This is a genomic window from Motilimonas thetidivivens, from assembly GCF_046452435.1.
Taxonomy (GTDB): domain Bacteria; phylum Pseudomonadota; class Gammaproteobacteria; order Enterobacterales; family CBDFNC01; genus Motilimonas.
The window spans coordinates 53,516-75,258 of sequence record NZ_JBKFDK010000022.1 but is presented as its reverse complement, the minus strand read 5'-3'; the positions used below and the strand labels follow the sequence as shown (position 1 = coordinate 75,258).

The window sequence follows — 21,743 nt, the reverse complement described above, 5'->3', positions numbered from 1 at the left end:
GGTTTTTAAACCGCGAATAACCACATGATTATCAATCAATTTTAAGGGCCTCATCGCTGTATATCGACGAACATCACCACCCATTCCCTGAGCAAGCTCAGGTCCCACAAGCCAAGATGCAAGCTACTCGCTGACGGCTTCGTCCGTTTGCAATGGCAACACCATCTCAATTAAACCGTCTTCGAGTTCAATCGTTACCTTAAAGCCAAGCTTTTTAGCTAACTCCGACATGCCCTTGTTTTGCAACATGGTAAAGCCCATTAAGGTTTGGGTGCCATTGTTTTTATAATAACGGATCAGCTTATCCAGTAAGAATCGACCTAAGCCTTGACCTTGCATATCACCTTTTACGACCATGGCAAATTCAGCTTCGGTGTTATCGGGATCCGTTGATGCCCTCACCACGCCTAAGGTTTCACCTTCCTCGTCATTATCGTTATAGGCCACCGCCACAAATGCCATTTCTCGTGCATAGTCAATTTGCGTTAGCAGAGCCATTTCTTCATGGGTCATTTGCGCCCGCTCACCAAAATAGCGCTTGTATCTATCCTCTGCCGATAGGCCAGAATCAAACACCCTATGTTTGGGCTCATCTTCGGGTAAGATGGGGCGCACTAATACCTTACTGCCATTACGAATAGTGACGTATTCTTCGAGCTCTTTGGGGTAAGGGCGAATAGCAAGGCGCGCCGCAGGGTCGCCATCGACATGCTGTAACTTCACATTGACATCAAGCAGGGTGATCTTGCTGCCTGCCATTAATACCGGATTAAAATCGATTTCATAAATTTCTGGGCAGTCAATAATCAAGTGCGCCACTTGCGTTAGCATCACGCACAGGGCTTCCATATCAAAACCCAAAGGCAAATGGCGATCGCGGATCTTCTGGCTCTTAAGGGCATTGATCACCATGTAACGCGATAGCGCCATATTCAGCGGCGGCAGCGCAACGGCGGCATCGCGACTAATATCCCATTCGGAGCCACCTTCCCCCAGTAAAATAGCAGGGCCAAACACAGGATCATTTTTCACTGCTACCCGTAATTCTTGCGCCCCTGCGGTAAGCGCCATTTTTTGCACTATCATGCCGTCAATATTGGCTTCGGGGAATCTGTCTTTCACCCTTTGGGTAATAGACTGCGCCGCCTGTAACACCTCTATTTGCGAATTGAGATTGAGCACCACCCCATGAACATCACTTTTATGGTGAATGTCGGGCGATTGCACCTTGAGCGCCACCGGATAACCAATACGATTGGCGGTTTCCACCGCTTCGCTAGCATCTTTAGCAAACCAAGTAGGAATGGTTTTTAACCCATACGCTTCTAAAATAGGCTGCATTTCATGGGTTTCTAAAATCTGCTTGCCATCGGCCAAAGCGGCTTGTAATCGCGTTCTTGCAATATCGGCATGGGCTGGCCAATCGGCGGGAATCGATTGTGGGGTTTCCATCAACAGCTTTTGGTTACGACGGTATTCCACCATGTGCATAAAGGCGCCCACCGCCCCTTCAGGGGTACGATAAGTCGGCAGCCCTGCAGCCGAGAACAAACGGCGGGCCTCATAGGCGGCTTCTTCCCCCGTCCAATTGGTTAAAATATTAAAGCGACGTTGATTAGGATGCAGTTTAACGGCGCTGATCACCGCTTCGGCGGTTTCCTCACTGTGGGCTAACGCCGAGGGCGAATGCATCACCAATACAGCATCAATTTCCGACGAATTCATCAGCACATCCACTGCCCGCGCGTAACGCTCTGGGGTGGCATCCCCTATAATATCCACGGGATTAGCACGCGACCAGTTACTTGGCAGCACCTTATCCAGCTCAGTGATAGTCGCCTCATCCAGCTGCGCTAATTTGCCACCGCGCTCAATTAACGCATCCACCGCTAATACACCCGGCCCGCCGCCGTTAGTCACTATGGCTAAGCGCTCCCCTTTAAGGGGGTTGGAATGGGCTAAGGTTTCTACCGCCGCAAACAGCTCATGTAAATCGTTTACTCGCAGCATACCTGCGCGCTTAAACGCCGCATCGTACACCGCATCACTGCCGGTAACACCCCCTGTGTGTAACTCAGCCGCCCGTGCACCCTCATGGCTGCGGCCAGACTTAATCACCAAAATGGGTTTATTGCGCGAGGCCGCACGCGCCGCCGACATAAAATCACGGCTTTGGTGCACCGAATCGACATACAGCATGATGGCCCGGGTTTTACCGTCGCGCCCTAATAAATCAAGCATCTCATCAAAATCGACATTGATGCCATCGCCAAGGGAAATAAAATGCGAAAAGCCGATGCCCTTGTTATTGGCCCAATCTAATACCGTGGTACAAATCGCCGCCGATTGCGACACAAAGGCTAACTTCCCCGGCAGCGCCCCAGCATGGGCTAAGCTGGCATTTAGGCCAATGGCGGGCAAGATCAAGCCTAAACTGTTTGGGCCTAAAATGCGGATGCCATATTTTTTAGCAAATTCATTTAGTTGCAGTTTTAAAGCAACGCCATCTTCACTGCAAAGCTCATCAAAGCCACCCGACACCACCACCACGGCTTTACAACCATGTTGACCTAGCTTTTCTACAATTTGCGGTACACGCTGCGCCGCCGTACAAACAATCGCTAAATCTGGTACTTGTGGTAAGGCTTCGATATTGGGATAAGCCAACACCCCCAGCACCGCCTTGTATTTAGGGGTCACCGGCATGATCGGGCCAGAAAAGCCCCCTGCCAGCAAGTTTTTCATTACCACGTTGCCCGCGCGCTGCTCACGGGTAGAAGCCCCGATCACCGCAACCGACTGGGGTTTAAAAAGTAGATTTAGATTACGTTGGCTCATATCGGCGTCTTCAACTTTGAAAAATAACAAGCGTGCTACAAGGATACACTAAGGTACCACTTAGCTATGCCTAGCCATTCACAAAAATGCATCATTTCAGGGGATTGGCGTAGGTTTGCGGCAAAAAGCAGTTCTATTGATTTCTAGACCTGTTTTTAATAAAGCAGAGATGGCGTTAGCTTATCTTTGGATAAAAATGTGTTATTTAAACTGTTATCTTGGCACAACGAATTAGTCATAATTTTCAGTTTCAAAAAATGTATTGCCCCAAATTCATAACAAATTTATTATATAATGAATTCGTTATGGATGGTGATATGAAGGTTCTATTCTTATGCACGGATAATTCGGCAAGATCGATTATGGCCGAAGCATTGTTAAAACATCATGGTAAAGGAGACTACGAAGTCTACAGCGCGGGTATTGAGCCAAATAGTGTTGATAGTCGCACCTTGTCAGCTCTTGAGTACTTTGGATTACACACCGATGGTTTATACCCAAAACACCTTGACGAAGTTAGCAATATCCATTTCGATTTTGTTATTACCCTGTGTGATCAAGCCGCAAAAGAGTGCGACAGCCGAGTCAACGGCACCCATTTCCTTGCTTGGGATTTTCCTGCACCTTGCTCTCGCAGTGATGCCAATCCATTTGAAAAGACGCTGCAAAAGCTAAACGAGCGGATCAAATTGTTTTTGCTAAAACAAGGGAAGCAAAAACCAGCACCAATAACACCTACTACTTTTTACAAAGCACTGGCAGATGACATTCGTTTGAAAACACTATTGATTATTGCCGTTGAGGGTGAAGCGTGTGTCTGTGAGCTAATGACTGCACTCGATGAAGAGAGCCAGCCAAAAGTATCCCGTCACCTCGCACAGCTCAGAAAAAATGGCATCTTATCTGACAGAAAACATCAGCAATGGGTGTTTTATTCACTCAATCCAACTCTACCAGAGTGGATGAAACAAACAATCACTTCAACGGTAGTAAATGAACCAATTTTTATTGAACAAGAACTAGCCAGATTAAATGCGATGGGTGATAGACCAACGCGTGTGGCAAGCTTCTGTAATTAAGGGAACTGACGATGGGAATTTTTGAACGCTATTTATCTATTTGGGTTGCGATATCTATTATAGTTGGTGTGGCTTTAGGCATTACGTATCCACCGCTATTTGAAACAATAGCAAGGCTTGAAATCGCCCATGTCAATGTAGTTGTTGCGGTTTTCATCTGGGTGATGATCTACCCAATGATGGTGCAAGTCGACTTTTCAACCATAAAAGAAGTTGGCAAAAATCCACAAGGTCTAGTATTAACCTTAGTGATCAACTGGCTTATCAAACCGTTCTCGATGGCTGCATTAGGTTGGTTGTTCTTTGAAGGGCTATTTGCTGATTTTGTATCACCTGAAACCGCACAAGAATACATTGCAGGTATGATTTTACTTGGCGTAGCACCTTGTACTGCAATGGTATTTGTCTGGTCGCAATTAACAAAAGGTGATGCAAACTATACCTTGGTTCAGGTGTCGGTGAACGACATCATCATGATATTTGCATTCGCACCAATTGCAGGGTTATTGCTTGGGGTAACAGATATTCATGTACCTTGGGGAACCTTGTTTATCTCGGTTATTTTGTATGTATTGCTTCCTTTAATTGCAGGAATCCTGACTAGAAAACACTTAAACAGTTCAGGCCGTGATGAAGCAGCTATCACAACCTTGCTAGAAAAATTAAAACCGTTTTCTGTTATCGGCTTGCTAGCAACAGTGGTGTTGCTATTCGGCTTTCAAGCAAATACCATCGTTGAACAACCACTCAATATATTGTTAATTGCAATACCGCTAATCCTTCAAACCTATGGCATTTTCATTATTGCCTATTTTATCGCGGTAAAACTCAAGCTAAAGCACAACATTGCAGCCCCCGCCTGTTTGATTGGCACATCAAACTTCTTTGAATTAGCAGTAGCGGTGGCAATCTCCCTTTTCGGCTTACATTCAGGCGCGGCATTGGCAACCGTAGTTGGGGTTTTGGTTGAGGTTCCCGTCATGCTGTCTCTCGTAGCGATTGTGAACAGAACAAAACATTGGTTTAACGAATAATTAGGCGAACTCTTTTGCAAGCTCACCTATATGACAAATTGGCGCTAGTTGTATCTTTACACTTTGTCCCAGAAAGAAAGATGTTGATTTAACAACATCAGTCTCACAGTTTAACATGCGGGTTCACAAGCGAGTGTCGCGCTGATGCATGATGCAGAAATGAAAATGGCAAAGAGACAGGGTTTAAACCCTATCCCCTATTCTCATTTGATCACCGCATTCTTGCGACGCGAAATTTGCGGCCTTTTATCTTGCCTTGCTCTAGTTTCTTTAAAGCCTTACTAGCGCAATTTCGAGCCACGGCGACGTAGGCCCAGTTGTCTAGCACTTGGATTTTGCCGATTTGTTCAAAGGTGATTTCTTTATCTGCGGTTAATGCGCCCACTATGTCGCCGGGGCGTACTTTTTGCTTTTTGCCGCCGTCGATGCGCAAACTGACCATGCTAGGTTGAGCGATGGCTTGGTTTAATACGCTGTGATCCGGTAATGGCTCGGCGTTGATGCGGATGCCGAGGTAATCTTCTAGGGCGATCACCTTGTTAACGTCTTTGGCGCTCATTAATGAGCAGGCGATGCCTTTACTCCCGGCTCTTCCGGTGCGGCCAATGCGGTGTACGTGTACTTCGGGATCGTGTGAAAGTTGGTAGTTGATCACGGCATCCAGGGCATCGATATCAAGGCCGCGGGCGGCGACATCGGTGGCCACCAGTACCGAGACACTTTTGTTGGCAAAGCGCACTAAGGTTTGGTCGCGGTCTTTTTGCTCTAAATCGCCGTGTAAGGCCAAGGCGCTAAAGCCAAAGTTGCGCAGTTCGTTGGCCACTTCTTCGGTGTCTTTTTTCATATTACAAAAAACCACACATGAATTTGGCTGGTGCTGCATTAATAGCAGACGAATAGCGTCTAAGCGCTCGGCAAAATTCTCCACTTCAAAAAAGTGCTGGGCGATGGTGTTGGTGGCGTGGGTAGATTCCACTTTCACCATGGTTGGCTGGTCCATGATCCGCTCGGCAATGGTTTTGATTTCTGGCGGAAAGGTTGCGCTAAACAGCAAGGTTTGACGCTTCGCTGGCAGCTTGGCAATGACGGCATCGAGCGCATCTTGAAAGCCCATGTCGAGCATGCGATCAGCTTCATCAAGCACAAAGGTGTTGATGTCATCCAGCACTAAGGTGCCTTTGTTTAGGTGATCCACCACTCGCCCCGGCGTACCAACCACGATATGGGCACCGTGCTCCAATGAGCCAATTTGCGGTCCAAAGGGTAAACCACCGCAAAGAGTGAGTACCTTAATGTTGTGGATCTGGCGCGCTAATCGTCTGATTTCCACCGCAACTTGGTCGGCCAATTCACGGGTTGGACACAGCACTAAGGTTTGGATTCGAAACCGCTGTACATTCAATGCTTGCAGTAAACCTAAACCAAAGGCGGCGGTTTTACCTGAGCCGGTTTTTCCCTGAGCAATCACGTCTTTGCCAGCGATAATGGCCGGCAAGCTTTGTGCTTGGATCGGCGTCATGGCCTCATAGCCGAGTGATTCTAGGTTGCCAAGTAACTCGGCGCGAAGATCAAGGGTTGAAAAAGCGGTTTGCGTCAAAACTAAATTCCTAATTGGCCGCCAGAGCGGTCTTTTGTATTGGGCGCAGTATATCAGGCATTGCCAAGATATAGGATACATCTTGGCGTCATGTTTTTATCTGGACACTTTGTCACCGCAATGAAGTCACGCTAAGGCGTGATAAAAATCAAACTTAAATGCAAATAAATAACGAATTCATCAACTAGGCTTCTATATTTAATATATTAAATGCTATTTGGAGCTGTTTGAATGAACTCATTCCTGTCTAACCTGACCATCAGTAAAAAATTAGGTTTAGCCGTGTTATTCCCGGTTTTGGGCTTACTGTATTTTGCCTTAGCTAACGTAATGCAAGTTTACCAGCATAAGCAAAACGATATTGCCTTGATGCAATTAACTACCTTGGCAAAGGTGAGCAGTGAATGGGTACACGAGCTACAAAAAGAGCGTGGTATGTCGGCAGGATTTTTGGGCTCAAACGGAACCAAGTTTAAAAATGCTTTAACCAAACAAAGACAGCTCACCAACACCAAGCAAGCGGCGTTTGATAGCCACACCCAGCAGCATCAATTCGATCAGAGCATCAGCGCCCTACTCAGTGATATTTCTCGCCAAGCAGCTCAACTTCAAAGCATTAGAACTAAGGTATCGGCACTTAATATTAGCGTGGCCGATGAGGTGGCCTATTACACCCAATTGAATAAACTGTTATTAAGCACACTCGATTTGATTGCCAATCAAAACACCGAGGTCAGTTTAGCCCTTGACGCGGTCGCGATTGGTGCCTTTTTGCAGCATAAAGAGCGAGCCGGAATAGAGCGAGCGGTCTTGAGTAATTCCTTTGCCGCCAACCATTTTAAGCCCGGCTTTTATGAACGTTTTATTCGTCTGTTAGCCGAGCAAGATGCTTATCTCGATAAATTTCTTGCTCACCGTCCTGATCTGGCAAACTACGTCAAGCAACAGCTCAACACGGCGGATGTAAAAAAAGTTCAAGAGATGCGCCAAATTGCCTTAGCGAAAGCGACCGAAGGTAATTTTAATCAAGACGCCGAAGTGTGGTTTAGCGCCATTACCGCAAAAATAAATATTCTAAAACAGATAGAAGAGAAATTAGTTGCTGATTTCTTAACGCAAAATCAGATGATTATTGATGAACAAACACAACATTTCTGGCTCAGCATTGTGATTTCAGCACCTTGTATTCTGCTCTCAATTTTGATCAGTTTTATCATCGCGAGACAACTTACAGCCAATACCCAATCGTGTCATGCCAGTATCTCATCAATTATTAAAACAAAGCACTTTGGTCAACGATTAACAGTTGCTGGCCAAGATGAAATCGGCCTAATTGCCGACTCTATTAATCAACTACTTGAAAGTGTTGAGGATTTGTTAAGTCAAATAAAGCATTCCTCGCAAACATTGGCTCTTGCAACGTCGGAAAATGAAACGCTAACTCATCATATGCTGACGCAGGTGCGCAGCGGTATGACGCAAGTTGACTTGGTTGTTACCGCGATGAACGAGATGAATGCAACGGTACATGAAATTGCTCACAACGCGGTACAAGCCTCGGAGCAAACCGAGCAGGCCACCAGCCAAGCAAGCCATGGCGATGAAGAAGTGGATGCAACGGTTGATGCGATCGCCTCGTTGCAACAAGAAATGAGCCAAGTTATGACGGTCATTACGGAGCTGGATAAGTCAGCAACAGAAATCGGCCAGTTCTTAGATGTGATTAAAAACATTTCTGACCAAACCAATTTGTTAGCCCTTAACGCAGCCATTGAAGCTGCACGAGCAGGCGAATCGGGTCGAGGCTTTGCTGTCGTGGCCGATGAGGTTCGCTCTCTGTCGACCAAAACACGTAGCAGTACCGAACAAATCGAAACCATGGCTAAAAACTTACAAGTTGGCGCTCAGCAAGCTGTAGCCGCCATGGAGAGAGGGATGAAGCAAGTTGATATGAGTGTTAATGAAGCCAAACGGGCAGGCAGTGATATCAGTGAAATCGTTGGCAATATCAAAGCGATTAGTATGATGAATATTCAAGTGGCAACCGCTGCTGAAGAGCAAAGTACAGTAAGTGAAGAAATCAATCGCAATATCAATGAAATGCACCAAAGTTTCCAACAAATAGACGCGTCATCGAGTGCTATCAATCAGGTTAATAACAACTTAACGGAACTGGCAGAGCAGCTCAATGAGGTTGTTACTCGATTTAATGTTTCTGATTAGTTTACTTACAAGTTTACTCACACGTTTACTTACACGTTTACGAGGAAGTTTTCGGGAGTGATGAAACCTAAGTCGTTAAACCAAGGCAAACACATGAATGTTTTTTTGAACGTTTAGTGGTGTTTTCTTAGACGAATATCTGCCGCAGGGATGCGGCAGTTAAGCCATCAAGGATGATTTCACGGCGTTTCATATAAGAAAATTCCACTTCGTTCGCTTGGTTGATTGTATTTTGTTCACTCATGCGCTCGCCCTGGTTGTTGAACCCAACTTAATGAACTTAAATTACTGAACTTAAATTACTGTTTCATTGGTTGCATATATTGGGCGATTTGCTCGGCCGAGACAGGGGCTGAGAACAAGTAGCCTTGGTACATATCACAGCCCTCTTCGGCGAGTAAGTCTAACTGAGATTGCTCTTCTACCCCCTCTGCGGTGACCAGTACATCAAGGTTATGGCCTAATTGCACCACGGTGCGCACTATCATTTTATCTTTATGATTAGTAACGCAATCATCAATGAATGATTTGTCGATTTTAAGCACATCAACGGGTAGTTTACGCAAATAATTGAGCGAAGAATACGCTACACCAAAATCATCAATGGCCACTTTAACACCCAAGGCTCTCAAACTCGCAAGGGTGACAATGATGCTTTCTGGGTTTTCCATGATCGCCGTTTCGGTAATTTCAATTTGCAATAAACGAGCGGGTAAATTGGTGAGCCCCAGCGCTTGTTCAATCATCTGGTAGACATCATCATGGGCGAGTTGCACTGCCGATACGTTAACGGATACCACCACTTCAATGTCAGCATCTAACCAACGCTTTGCTTGTCGGCACGACTCTTCCATTACCCAGCGCCCCAATATGATTATTTGCTGGCTATCTTCGGCGATGGGAATGAAGTCCACCGGGGGGATTAAACCAAGCTGGGGGTGGCGCCAGCGGATCAGTGATTCAACCCCGATCACTTGTTCGGTTTTAATATTTACCTTGGGTTGGTAAACCAAATGAAACTGCTCTTGCTCTAATGCCAGCAATAGCTCTTTCTCTAATTGATAGCGGCGAATGGTTTCTTGGATCAGCTGATGGTCGAACCAATGAAAGGTATTCTTACCATTTTCCTTAGAGCGATACATGGCAATATCGGCATTGCGACACCATATATCATTTAGGCCAGACGAATCTTGATATAGAGCGATACCGATGCTGGCCGTTAAGTGGTACTCACGGTTTAAAAAAGTATAAGGAAGCTCAGAAAAACTTATTATCCGGTTGGCCAGCTGCTCCGCTTCCAGCGTCAAATCGGCACGTTGTTTAATTAACACGGCAAATTCATCACCGCCGATCCGATGGCAGGAAACCCAGTGTGACTCTAATTGTCTTAAGCGTTTAGCAAACTCTTGTAACACCAAGTCACCAATATTATGGCCCATGTTATCGTTAATACGCTTAAAACCATCGAGATCAATCTGCAATAAAGCCGCATGTTGCGACGCATCATGACCATGCAATTTAAACTTGGCCAAGTTGTAATAAAACCCTTTACGATTAGGTAGTTGAGTTAAATAATCAGTCATACTTTCTTGGCGATAAGTAAGCATTTGTTGCTTTAACTTTTGTTGAAAGAACGCCATTACAGAGGCAAAGGTGGTGATTGTCAGCAGCTCTATGGCATCTTCAATAAATTCATCAAGTTCTGTTTCGGGAACATGCAGGAAAAAGACCAACATCAGGATAACCGAGCTGGCGATGGGCCATAAGGTGTGTGGGAATAAAATAACGTAGATTAAAGGCAGTAAGAGGAAAGTTTCTTCAACCATATCAATGGGGAGAGGATCAAAAATACCGCCAACCACGACAATCAATAAAGACAATAAAGCACTAATACAGGTATGCAAATAAGACTTAGATAATTTGGCGTAAATGAGCAAAACAGGAAAGGCAACATAAACAAAGTGGTAATGCTCATGCTCTTGATACAAGGTCAAAAACACGATAACAACGGCACCATAATAAAATAGGGTGACCCAGGTTGCCATATTTAACAAAGCGCGCCAATGAAACGATAGATTTGACATAGAGCTCCCTTGCAAAGGCTTCAAGTCAGTATGGCAAAAATAAATAAAGGCCTAAAGCAACAATATCATCTATTGATAAAACTGCTGTCATGCTCACACATACTCCCATTAGAATACTGCTTAAACAAAAGTAAAACAGATCATTTAGACGAAAATTCTGCGCATCACGTAACGTTTTAAAACATTTTATGTTTCAACGATTAATTAACACGGTGAAATGAACTAAAGTAATTTTATACCTTGCAAGGAGGCCAAGGATGAAACGATTTAGTAATTCAATCAGCTTAACCAGCTCCGCAAGACGCGACTTGTTAACAATAGCATTATTATCATTACTGGTATTAATCTTATCCCTTCAGTTTGATATGTCAGAGTGGCTATTTCATACCACTGCGCAATATGAGCACGTTGAACTGGACGAAGTGATCCCTTTCGTTATGTTTCTGTCGCTCTGCTTTGGGTGGTTTTCCTGGCGTCGATGGCGTGAAATTAAAGGGCTATATCTGATCGTAGAAAAACTGTCGCTGCAAGATGCCATCACCAAGGGACATAATCGCAGAGCCGCCACTATTGAGTTAAGTAAACTGCAAAAACAGCAAGTCCAATTTGGGCTAATGCTGATTGATTTAGACAATTTTAAGCAGATTAACGAAACCTTTGGCTATGACATTGGCGATGAAGTGTTAGTAAAAAAAGCCGCTATTTTGGCGCGTTATTGTGGCAAAAATGGCTTTAGCGCACGCTGGACTGGTGCTCAATTTATTGTGATAGCTAAGGGCTATGATGTGCACCAAACCCAGCTGTTAGCCAAAAAACTTCACCGCGCAATAATAGATGAATTGTTTAGTAGCATGGAGATTGTGTGCCGACTTGGCTTAACTCAGAGCCATCAAGGTGACTCGATAGAACAAGCGCTGCAACGCGCGCAAGATGCGTTACTCGAAGCGAAACTAACCGAGCAAGATATCTATCAGCAATGGTGATAAGCCACGAAACAATAAACCATGGCAAATAGTTACTAACTCATATTTCATTGACGCATGCGCGCAGCAAGCTCTCCCACAGGAGCAAAATTCAAGTCATAAAAAAACCCGCACTCAGGCGGGTTTTTCGTTAGAAGGGTCGCTTACCAGCCAGTCACTTCTTTTAGAGCTGAGCCGATTTCAGCTAGCGATTTAGTGGTTTTAACACCCGCAGCTTCTAGTGCAGCAAATTTATCTTCAGCAGTACCTTTACCACCAGAGATGATCGCACCAGCATGGCCCATACGCTTACCAGGAGGTGCAGTAACACCTGCAATGTAAGAAACAACAGGCTTAGTTACGTTAGCCTTAATATAAGCCGCAGCTTCTTCTTCAGCCGTACCACCGATTTCACCGATCATCACAATCGCTTCTGTCGCTGGGTCGTTTTGGAACATTTCTAGTACGTCGATGAAGTTAGTACCTGGGATTGGGTCACCACCGATACCAACACAAGTAGACTGACCGAAACCTGCGTCCGTAGTTTGCTTAACCGCTTCGTACGTTAGCGTACCAGAGCGAGAAACAATACCTACTTTACCTGGCTTATGAATGTGACCTGGCATAATACCAATCTTACATTCACCTGGGGTGATCACACCCGGACAGTTAGGACCAATCATGCGCACGCCAGTTTCTTCAAGCTTCACTTTTACGTCTAGCATGTCTAGCGTTGGGATGCCTTCAGTGATAGTTACAATCAGCTGAATACCGGCATCAATCGCTTCTAGGATTGCATCTTTACAAAATGGAGCTGGTACGTAGATAACGGTAGCCGTTGCGCCTGTAGCTTCTACTGCTTCACGTACTGTGTTAAACACCGGCAAACCTAAGTGCTCAGTGCCACCTTTACCAGGTGATACACCGCCAACCATTTGCGTGCCGTAAGCAATCGCTTGCTCTGAGTGGAATGTACCTTGACCGCCAGTGAAACCCTGACAGATTACCTTGGTATCTTTATTAATTAATACAGACATTATTTGCCCTCCGCAGCTTTAACTACTTGCTCAGCCGCGTCAGTAAGACTTGTAGCAGCAATGATATCTAGACCAGACTTAGCCAATACTTCACGACCAAGCTCGGCATTGGTACCTTCAAGGCGAACAACAACCGGTACTTCAACGCCCACTTCTTTCACCGCGCCGATAATACCTTCTGCGATCATGTCACAACGTACGATACCACCGAAGATGTTAACCAGTACGGCTTTCACGTTCGCGTCAGATAAGATGATCTTGAATGCTTCCGCTACGCGCTCTTTGGTTGCGCCGCCGCCCACATCTAAGAAGTTAGCTGGCTTGCCACCGTGTAGGTTAACGATATCCATGGTACCCATAGCTAGGCCCGCACCGTTTACCATACAACCTACGTTACCATCGAGTGCTACATAGTTAAGCTCGAACTTAGCTGCGTGAGCTTCGCGCTCGTCTTCTTGTGAAGGATCGTGCATTTCACGTAGCTTAGGCTGACGGTACATCGCGTTTGAATCGATGTTAATTTTACCGTCTAGACATAGCAGATTGCCTTCGCCAGTTACGACAAGTGGGTTGATTTCTAGTAGCGCTAGATCATGTTGAATGAACATGTTGCCTAGGCCTAAGAAAATCTTAGTGAACTGCTTAATTTGATCGCCAACTAAGCCCAGTTTGAACGCAAGTTCACGGCCTTGGTAAGCCTGTGGGCCTACTAGTGGGTCAATCGCAGCTTTATGGATCAGCTCAGGCGTTTCTTCCGCTACTTTCTCAATTTCCATACCACCTTCGGTAGATGCCATGAAAACGACGCGACGTGAACCACGGTCAACAACTGCACCTAGGTACAGCTCGTTCGCAATGTTAGATGCTTCTTCAACAAGAATTTTAGCAACTGGTTGACCGTTAGCGTCTGTTTGGTAAGTCACTAGGTTTTTACCTAGCCACTTTTCTGCAAAACCTTTGATGCCATCTTTGGTTGTATGTAACTCAACGCCACCCGCTTTACCACGGCCACCGGCGTGTACCTGACATTTTACAACCCATTTCTCGCCACCAATTTTGCTGGCTGCTTCTGCGGCTTCGTGTGGTGTATCACACGCGTATCCTTCTGGAACTGGCAATCCGAAATCAGCAAATAGCTGTTTTGCCTGGTACTCATGCAAATTCATGATGTTCTATCCGTTTTTTTTATCAACGTTTTAAAAGGTGTCAACCACCCTGCGAAATGGGCTCGTTGTGAGCCCAAACTTATAAACTGCTTACTTACTACTTATACATCCAGTAGTAAGCGTGTTGGATCTTCTAGTAGCTCTTTAACCGTTACTAAGAAGCCCACTGATTCTTTACCATCAATTAAGCGATGATCGTATGACAACGCCAGATACATCATAGGTAAAATCTCAACCTTGCCATTCACCGCCATTGGACGATCTTGGATTTTGTGCATGCCCAAGATAGCTGCTTGAGGTGGGTTGATGATTGGCGTAGATAATAGTGAGCCAAATACACCGCCGTTAGTGATGGTGAAGTTACCGCCCATCATCTCTTCTACGGTTAGCTTGCCATCACGGCCTTTAATCGCCAACTCACGAATGTTCTTCTCAATGTCTGCAAGGCCTAAGGTATCACAATCACGTAATACTGGCGTTACAAGACCGCGAGGAGTAGACACGGCAATGCTCACATCGAAGTAGTTGTGGTACACGATGTCTTCACCGTCGATCGATGCGTTAACTTCTGGGTAACGTTTTAGCGCTTCCGTTACCGCTTTAACGTAGAAAGACATAAAACCTAGGCGAATACCGTGTTTCTTCTCAAACACTTCTTGGTATTGCTTACGAATATCCATGATAGGTTTCATGTTGATTTCGTTAAACGTAGTCAACATCGCCGTTGAGTTTTTCGCTTCTAATAAGCGCTCAGCGATGCGTTTACGTAGACGCGTCATTGGCACACGCTTTTCACTGCGCGCGGCGACTGCTTCTGGTGCAGCAGCAACAGGTGCAGAGGCAGCAGGCGCTGCTTTAGCATTGCGGAAATTATCCACGTCTTCTTTGGTGATCACACCGCCCTTGCCTGTGCCTTTAATTTGGCTAGCATCAATGCCGTGCTCGTTCATTAAACGGCGTACCGATGGGCTTGCGTCAGCAGGGCCTTGCGCTGGAGCTGCTTCCGCTGCGGGTGCTGGCGTGGCTTTATCTGCAGCGGCACCTGGGGCAATACGACCAAGAAGCTGTTTAGAAAGAACCGTTGCACCTTCTTCTTCAACAATCGCTTCAAGAATACCTGACTCAGAAGCCGGTACTTCAAGTACCACTTTGTCGGTTTCGATATCAACTAAGATTTCATCACGCTCAACAAATTCACCTGGCTTAACATGCCAAGTTGCAACCGTTGCGTCCGCGACAGACTCAGGTAAATCTGGAACTAATATTTCGATAGCCATTTAGCTTTCCTTTACTCTTATTCTTTCAGACCAAGTGCGTCATTAACCAACGCTTTTTGTTGTTTTAAGTGTACAGAGATATAACCTACCGCTGGCGAAGCCGAAGCTGCACGGCCGGTATAAGTTAATGTCGCACCTTCAGGCAATACATTTCTGAAGTGATGCTGGCTACAATACCAAGCGCCTTGGTTTTGTGGCTCTTCTTGACACCAAACGAAGTCTTTAACATGTTGATATTGAGCAAGAATTTCCTCTACTTCTTCCGTTGGGAATGGGTAAAGTTGTTCAATACGAATAATGGCAACATTGTTAAGCTCGTTATTGCGACGTTGTTCGAGTAAATCGTAATAGACTTTACCGCTACACATCACTAAGCGCGTAACTTGTTTGGGATCAAGATCATCAATTTCACCAATTGCGTTGTAGAAACGACCATTGGCTAGCTCTTCTAGGCTAGAAACCGCAAGTGGATGACGTAGTAATGACTTAGGTGACATCACAATCAGTGGACGACGCATTGGACGCACCACTTGACGACGTAACATCTGGAACACTTGTGCAGGTGTTGATGGCACCACGACTTGCATGTTGTGCTCAGCACATAACTGCAAGTAACGCTCAAGACGTGCGGAAGAGTGTTCTGGGCCTTGGCCTTCATAACCGTGCGGTAGCAATAATGTTAGACCACACATACGGCCCCATTTTTGCTCACCCGAGCTTAAGAATTGGTCAAATACCACTTGGGCACCGTTGGCAAAATCACCAAACTGCGCTTCCCAAATGGCCAAACCTTTTGGCTCAGCCGTTGAGTAACCATATTCAAATGCCAGTACCGCTTCTTCAGATAATACCGAGTCGTAAATTTCAATACGGCCTTGGTTGTCTTTAATATTGGCAAGCGGCATGTAAGTGCTAGCGTCATTTTGGTTATGTAGCACAGCATGACGGTGGAAGAAGGTACCACGACCTGAATCTTGACCAACAATACGCACATTGTATTGGCTGTCGAGTAACGTTGCGTAGGCTAAGGTTTCAGCAAAACCCCAATCAATCAGTTTCTCGCCACGTGTCATGGCGATACGGTCTTGATAGATTTTCTCAACGCGTGAGTGCAATGGATGCGTTTCTGGGTATTGACATACTTTCTCACCCAAAGCTTTTAAATGCTCTAAAGGATATTGAGTATCGTATGGGGTATCCCAATCGTGTTTTAGATACGGTGTCCAGTCTACCGAATGCTTCTGCATTGGACGCCATTCTTCGACCACACAGTCACCCTTATCAAGCGCATCACGATAGTTATCAACGAATGCTTTGGCTTGCGCCTTATCGATAACACCTTCGTTGATCAGTTGATCTGCGTAGATACTACGTGGCGTTGGATGCTTCTTGATCTTTTGGTACATCAACGGCTGTGTTGCATTTGGCTCATCTGCTTCGTTGTGACCGTGGCGACGGTAACAAACTAAGTCAATAACCACATCGCGCTTAAATGTATTTCTAAAATCAAGGGCAATTTGGGCAACTAAGATAACCGCTTCAGGATCGTCTGCATTAACGTGGAAAATCGGTGCTTGGACCATTTTCGCGATGTCAGTACAGTACATGGTAGAGCGCGTATCTTCTGGGTTAGAAGTAGTGAAACCGATTTGGTTGTTGATAACAATACGAACCGTACCGCCTACCTTGAATGCACGCGCTTGCGACATGTTAAAGGTTTCTTGCACGACACCTTGTCCAGCAATAGCTGAGTCACCGTGAACCGTGATAGGCACGACAGATGAACCATCAGTGCAGCCAAGACGCTCTTGACGTGCGCGAACCGACCCTAAAACAACTGGGTTAACGATTTCTAAATGAGATGGGTTAAATGCGAGTGCTAAGTGGACATCACCACCTGGGGTCGCAAAGTCTGAGCTGAAACCTTGATGGTATTTCACGTCACCAGCACTGTCGTCGTAGACTTTCTTGCCGGCAAATTCATCAAATAAGTCAGCTGGCTTTTTACCCAGCACGTTAACCAACATATTTAAACGGCCACGGTGAGCCATGCCGATAACGACTTCTTTCGCGCCTTGTTCGCCAGAACGACGGATCAGCTCTTTCACCATAGGCACGAAGCTGTCACCACCTTCTAATGAGAAGCGCTTGGCACCAGGAAATTTAGAGCCAATGTATTTTTCTAAACCTTCAGCTGCTGTGAGGCCTTCTAGGAAACGCTTTTTCGCGTCAGCACTAAAAGAAGGCTTACCTTCACACGATTCAATGCGGTTTTGGATCCAACGCTTTTGATCTGTGTTGGTAATGTGCATGTATTCTGCACCAATTGAACCACAGTAGGTTTTCTTTAATGAGCCAACTAGGTCCTTAAGCACCATGGTATCGTTGCCCACGGCGTAGGAGCCTACATTAAAGCTTGCATCATAGTCAGAGCCTTCTAAATCATGGAAAAAAGGATCCAGTTCTTTAACTGGGTCTCTTTGCCATAGACGGAGAGGATCAAGCTGCGCTTGCTGATGGCCACGAAAACGAAACGCATTGATAAGTTGCAGTACTTTAACCTGCTTCTCATCGTTGTGCACTTCACCCGACGGTGAGGTGAAACGTTTAGGTGATTTTGCCAAGCGACGAAACTCTTCAATAACTGCTGAATGCGCCTGCTCTTGGCTTGTTAGCTCAAGGCCAGGGAGTTCATCGAAGATAGTACGCCACGTAGGGTCAATTTGTGTAGGGTCTTGCAGATAGGTTTCATACAGCTCTTCAACATAAGCTGCATTAGCACCAGCCAGATGAGAAGAATCTAGCCAAGCTTTCATCGCACTGTTTTGCATCAATTATCCCTTATTATACTTCTTGAGCAAACCGATCCGCTTATTGCGGTTGTAGGGTAGTTTTACCAAAAAAATAGCCACCTCTCCAGAGATGGCTATTCAGTTTTTGCTACAAAACATAAAGTTAGGCAACAAATTATACTAAACAGCCTTGTTTAGCAGCATTGACTTGATATGGCCAATGGCTTTAGTAGGATTTAATCCTTTTGGACATACATTGACACAGTTCATGATGCCGTGACAGCGAAACACGCTAAATGCATCATCTAAACCAGCCAAACGTTCATCCGTTGCCGTATCTCGGCTATCAATTAAGAATCGATAAGCCGCAAGCAAACCAGCAGGACCGATAAACTTGTCCGGGTTCCACCAAAATGATGGACACGATGTTGAACAACAGGCACACAAAATACACTCGTATAAACCATCTAACTTAGCACGGTCTTCAGGTGATTGTAGGTTTTCACCCGCAGGTGGCAACTTGTTATCACTGATTAAGTAAGGCTTAATCTTTTCATACTGAGTGTAGAACTGGCTCATGTCGATAACGAGGTCGCGCACCACAGGCAAGCCTGGTAATGGGCGGATCACTATCTTATCTTTACCCGATAAATCTGATAACGGAGTAATACAAGCTAAGCCATTTTTACCGTTCATGTTGATGCCGTCAGAGCCACACACACCTTCACGACATGAGCGACGGAATGACAAGGTTGGATCTTGCTCTTTGAGCAAAAGTAACGCATCCAACACCATGATATCCGAACCATCTTCAAGGTTTAGTGTGTAGTCCTTCATATAAGGAACGTTATCAACATCAGGGTTGTATCTGTAAACCGAAAATTCCACTTTCATTATAATAACCCCTTAATAAGTTCTAACTTTAGGCTCAAACGCTTCGCGGTGAACTGGCGTCATGTTAACGTCACGCTTGCTCATCTGCTCGGTTTCAGGGTTATAAATAGAGTGATATAGCCAATTTGCATCATCACGATCTGGGTAATCAAAGCGACTGTGAGCACCACGGCTTTCGGTTCTAAAGTTCGCTGCCAGCGCTGTTGCGTAAGCGGTTTCCATTAGGTTGTCTAGCTCTAAACATTCGATACGCTGAGTATTGAATTCTGAGCTGGTATCGGAAAGCTTAGCATTTTGTAAACGCTCACGAATTTCTTTAAGCTCCGCCAAGCCTTGTGCCATTGCATCGCCTTCTCTAAATACTGAGAAGTTCTTTTGCATACACATTTGCATGTCTTTTTTGATTTGCACTGGACACTCAGTACCTTGACCACTTTCCCAACGATTAAAGCGTGCTAATGATGCTTCAATATTGGCATCGCTAGCGGGCTTAACATCGTTAAGTTGATCAAGGGCTTTACCTAAGTGTTGACCTGCTGCACGACCAAATACCACTAAGTCAAGTAGTGAGTTACCGCCTAAACGGTTAGCGCCGTGTACTGATACGCTAGCAATTTCACCAACAGCGAACAAACCAACCACATCGATGTCTTTACCATCTGCGTCTTGTTTTAGCACCTGCCCTGTCACGCGTGTTGGCAGACCGCCCATCATGTAGTGACAAGTTGGAATAACAGGAATAGGCTCTTTAACGGGATCAACATGCGCAAAGGTACGAGATAATTCACAGATACCTGGTAGCTTAGACTCCAGCATCTCTTTACCTAGATGATCGAGTTTCAATTTAACATGTGGGCCCCACGGACCTTCACAACCACGACCTTCACGAATCTCAATCATGATTGAGCGTGCAACAACGTCACGGCCTGCTAAGTCTTTCGCGTTTGGTGCATAACGCTCCATGAAGCGCTCACCATCTTTATTCAGTAGGTAACCACCTTCACCGCGACAACCTTCGGTAACAAGTACACCCGCACCCGCGATACCCGTTGGGTGGAACTGCCACATTTCCATGTCTTGTACTGGTACACCAGCACGCAGTGCCATACCTACGCCGTCACCAGTGTTGATGTGAGCATTAGTGGTAGATGCGTAGATACGCCCTGCACCACCGGTAGCTAATACGGTTGCTTTGGATTTGAAATAAACCACTTCGCCAGACTCGATGTCGATAGCGGTACAACCCACAACAGCACCTTCGTCATTCTTAACTAGGTCTAATGCATACCACTCCGAGAAGACCATGGTTTTGTTCTTCACGTTTTGCTGATAAAGGGTATGCAATAAAGCATGACCGGTACGGTCAGCAGCGGCTGCCGTACGTGCGGCTTGCTCACCGCCAAATTCTTTCGATTGGCCACCAAAAGGACGCTGATAAACACGACCATTCTCAAAGCGTGAGAAAGGTAATCCCATGTTCTCAAGTTCGGTAATGGCTTCAGGGCCCGTTTTACACATATATTCGATGGCGTCTTGGTCACCGATGTAATCAGAGCCTTTAACGGTATCGTACATGTGCCACTGCCAGTTGTCTGGGTGAGCGTTACCTAGGGCAACCGTGATACCACCTTGCGCAGAAACAGTATGTGAACGAGTTGGGAAAACTTTAGATAAAAGCGCACAGCTCTTACCTTCTTTTGATATTTGTAGTGCAGCACGCATGCCTGCACCACCTGCGCCAATTACAATGGCGTCAAATTCGCGAACTGGAATACTCACTACACACCCCACAATACAGAGAAACCAACAAACATATAAATGAAGGCAATAGAAGTTAAGACAAACTGTAGACTACCGCGCAATAGTGCACATTTAATGTAGTCGGTCAGCACTTGCCATAATCCTATCCAAGCGTGAACCAGCATGGCCACTAGCGCTAGCATGGTAAATGCTTTGGTAAAAGTGCCAGAGAAAAATGCTTGCCACGTTTCATAGGTAATGTCTGTGGTCGCGATGAACCCAACAAGGTATAAGGTGTATAAAGTTAGAATAACGGCTGAAGCACGGATCAATACAAAATCATGTACTCCACTACGGCCTAGGCCTGAGGCGATTTTTACCATACTAATACCCCTGCTAGTAGTGAAAGGATGATTGCGATAACGAAACTTACTTTGGCGCTTTGGTTGCCAGATTCAAGCTCTTCCCAATAACCCAGATCCATGATCATGTGGCGGATACCAACAACAATGTGGTATGCCAATGCAGTTAGAATTCCCCAAAGGATTAATTTGATAAAGAAGTTGTCGGCAAGGCTGGCGACATTGTCAAATCCTTCCTTTGAGCCTAGGGATTGTGCCAGTAGCGATAGCAGAATAGCCAAAGCCACAAATACAATAACCCCAGAAACCCTATGCAGAATCGATGCGATAGCAGTTACAGGAAAGCTTATTGTCTGTAGGTCGAGGTTTACAGGTCTTTGCTTTTTCACGGTGTTGCCCACTCAGCTCCATTGAGAGCATTTTTGTTATTGTTATCTTCCCCAGATGGCACAACGCATAGCAAGCACTAAGTTGTTAACTGGTTGTTGCAGTATTTCGTTTCATTCAATCAAGATAGCGTTATCACCACTACCCTGAAAATGGCGTAAACGCTGGCCAACCAACCCATCAGGAGACCACGCCGCCATTATATGAAGGGCTATTCTCTTTTACAATGAAGTTTCAACATTTTGCATCACATTCTGTTAAGAAATAGTAA

At 45.5% G+C, this 21,743-nt stretch carries 15 protein-coding genes; 4 read left to right on the top strand and 11 right to left on the bottom strand.

Annotated elements, in window-relative coordinates; all coding sequences use genetic code 11:
* Positions 1-123: 123 nt before the first annotated feature.
* Positions 124-2,838, bottom strand: coding sequence for a bifunctional acetate--CoA ligase family protein/GNAT family N-acetyltransferase (locus ACK8OT_RS15380; RefSeq protein WP_410197402.1), 2,715 nt, complete (start codon positions 2,836-2,838; stop codon positions 124-126).
* Positions 2,839-3,155: 317 nt separating this feature from the next.
* On the opposite strand from ACK8OT_RS15380, the gene ACK8OT_RS15375 reads away from it, so the two are divergent.
* Together ACK8OT_RS15375 and arsB are read left to right on the top strand one after the other, a co-directional pair.
* On the top strand, positions 3,156-3,917 hold the full coding sequence (locus ACK8OT_RS15375) for a metalloregulator ArsR/SmtB family transcription factor (RefSeq protein WP_410197401.1): 762 nt from the start codon (positions 3,156-3,158) through the stop codon (positions 3,915-3,917).
* Positions 3,918-3,928: 11 nt separating this feature from the next.
* A complete protein-coding gene (gene arsB, locus ACK8OT_RS15370) occupies positions 3,929-4,951 on the top strand; it encodes an ACR3 family arsenite efflux transporter (protein ID WP_410197400.1) in 1,023 nt (340 codons plus the stop codon).
* Positions 4,952-5,162: 211 nt separating this feature from the next.
* On the opposite strand, the gene dbpA is transcribed toward arsB, so the two are convergent.
* On the bottom strand, positions 5,163-6,548 hold the full coding sequence (gene dbpA, locus ACK8OT_RS15365; protein WP_410197399.1) for an ATP-dependent RNA helicase DbpA: 1,386 nt from the start codon (positions 6,546-6,548) through the stop codon (positions 5,163-5,165).
* A gap of 231 nt (positions 6,549-6,779) precedes the next feature.
* Here dbpA and ACK8OT_RS15360 point away from each other — a divergent pair, with 231 nt between their 5' ends.
* A complete protein-coding gene (locus ACK8OT_RS15360) occupies positions 6,780-8,771 on the top strand; it encodes a methyl-accepting chemotaxis protein (protein ID WP_410197398.1) in 1,992 nt (663 codons plus the stop codon).
* A 299-nt stretch (positions 8,772-9,070) separates the two neighbouring features.
* Here ACK8OT_RS15360 and ACK8OT_RS15355 read toward each other — a convergent pair whose 3' ends face one another.
* The gene (locus ACK8OT_RS15355) at positions 9,071-10,855 is read right to left on the bottom strand and encodes a putative bifunctional diguanylate cyclase/phosphodiesterase (RefSeq protein WP_410197397.1); all 1,785 of its coding nucleotides are present in this window, start codon (positions 10,853-10,855) and stop codon (positions 9,071-9,073) included.
* A gap of 257 nt (positions 10,856-11,112) precedes the next feature.
* Between ACK8OT_RS15355 and ACK8OT_RS15350 the strand changes: the two genes are divergently transcribed.
* The gene (locus tag ACK8OT_RS15350) at positions 11,113-11,838 is read left to right on the top strand and encodes a GGDEF domain-containing protein (protein ID WP_410197396.1); all 726 of its coding nucleotides are present in this window, start codon (positions 11,113-11,115) and stop codon (positions 11,836-11,838) included.
* Positions 11,839-11,981: 143 nt separating this feature from the next.
* Here the strand turns inward: ACK8OT_RS15350 and sucD are convergent, their stop codons facing one another.
* From sucD to sdhC, 8 genes are all read right to left on the bottom strand, one after another.
* Complete coding sequence (sucD, locus tag ACK8OT_RS15345; protein ID WP_410197395.1) at positions 11,982-12,854, bottom strand: succinate--CoA ligase subunit alpha; 873 nt, start codon at positions 12,852-12,854, stop codon at positions 11,982-11,984.
* Complete coding sequence (sucC, locus tag ACK8OT_RS15340) at positions 12,854-14,020, bottom strand: ADP-forming succinate--CoA ligase subunit beta (RefSeq protein WP_233072416.1); 1,167 nt, start codon at positions 14,018-14,020, stop codon at positions 12,854-12,856. Before sucC ends, sucD begins: the two co-directional genes overlap by 1 nt.
* A gap of 101 nt (positions 14,021-14,121) precedes the next feature.
* Positions 14,122-15,297, bottom strand: coding sequence for a 2-oxoglutarate dehydrogenase complex dihydrolipoyllysine-residue succinyltransferase (gene odhB / locus ACK8OT_RS15335; protein ID WP_410197394.1), 1,176 nt, complete (start codon positions 15,295-15,297; stop codon positions 14,122-14,124).
* Between the two features lie 17 nt (positions 15,298-15,314).
* Entirely contained in the window at positions 15,315-18,128 is a 2,814-nt protein-coding gene (gene sucA, locus ACK8OT_RS15330; protein ID WP_410197393.1) for a 2-oxoglutarate dehydrogenase E1 component, read from the bottom strand.
* 141 nt (positions 18,129-18,269) lie between these two features.
* Entirely contained in the window at positions 18,270-18,983 is a 714-nt protein-coding gene (locus tag ACK8OT_RS15325) for a succinate dehydrogenase iron-sulfur subunit (RefSeq protein ID WP_233072413.1), read from the bottom strand.
* Positions 18,984-18,995: 12 nt separating this feature from the next.
* On the bottom strand, positions 18,996-20,762 hold the full coding sequence (sdhA, locus tag ACK8OT_RS15320; RefSeq protein WP_410197392.1) for a succinate dehydrogenase flavoprotein subunit: 1,767 nt from the start codon (positions 20,760-20,762) through the stop codon (positions 18,996-18,998).
* Positions 20,762-21,106 carry a succinate dehydrogenase, hydrophobic membrane anchor protein gene (gene sdhD, locus ACK8OT_RS15315; protein ID WP_410197391.1) on the bottom strand — a complete coding sequence of 115 codons (345 nt, stop codon included), beginning with the start codon at positions 21,104-21,106 and terminating at the stop codon, positions 20,762-20,764. Before sdhD ends, sdhA begins: the two co-directional genes overlap by 1 nt.
* Entirely contained in the window at positions 21,100-21,486 is a 387-nt protein-coding gene (gene sdhC / locus ACK8OT_RS15310; RefSeq protein WP_410197390.1) for a succinate dehydrogenase cytochrome b556 subunit, read from the bottom strand. The genes sdhD and sdhC overlap by 7 nt, the downstream gene beginning before the upstream one ends.
* Positions 21,487-21,743: the final 257 nt, after the last annotated feature.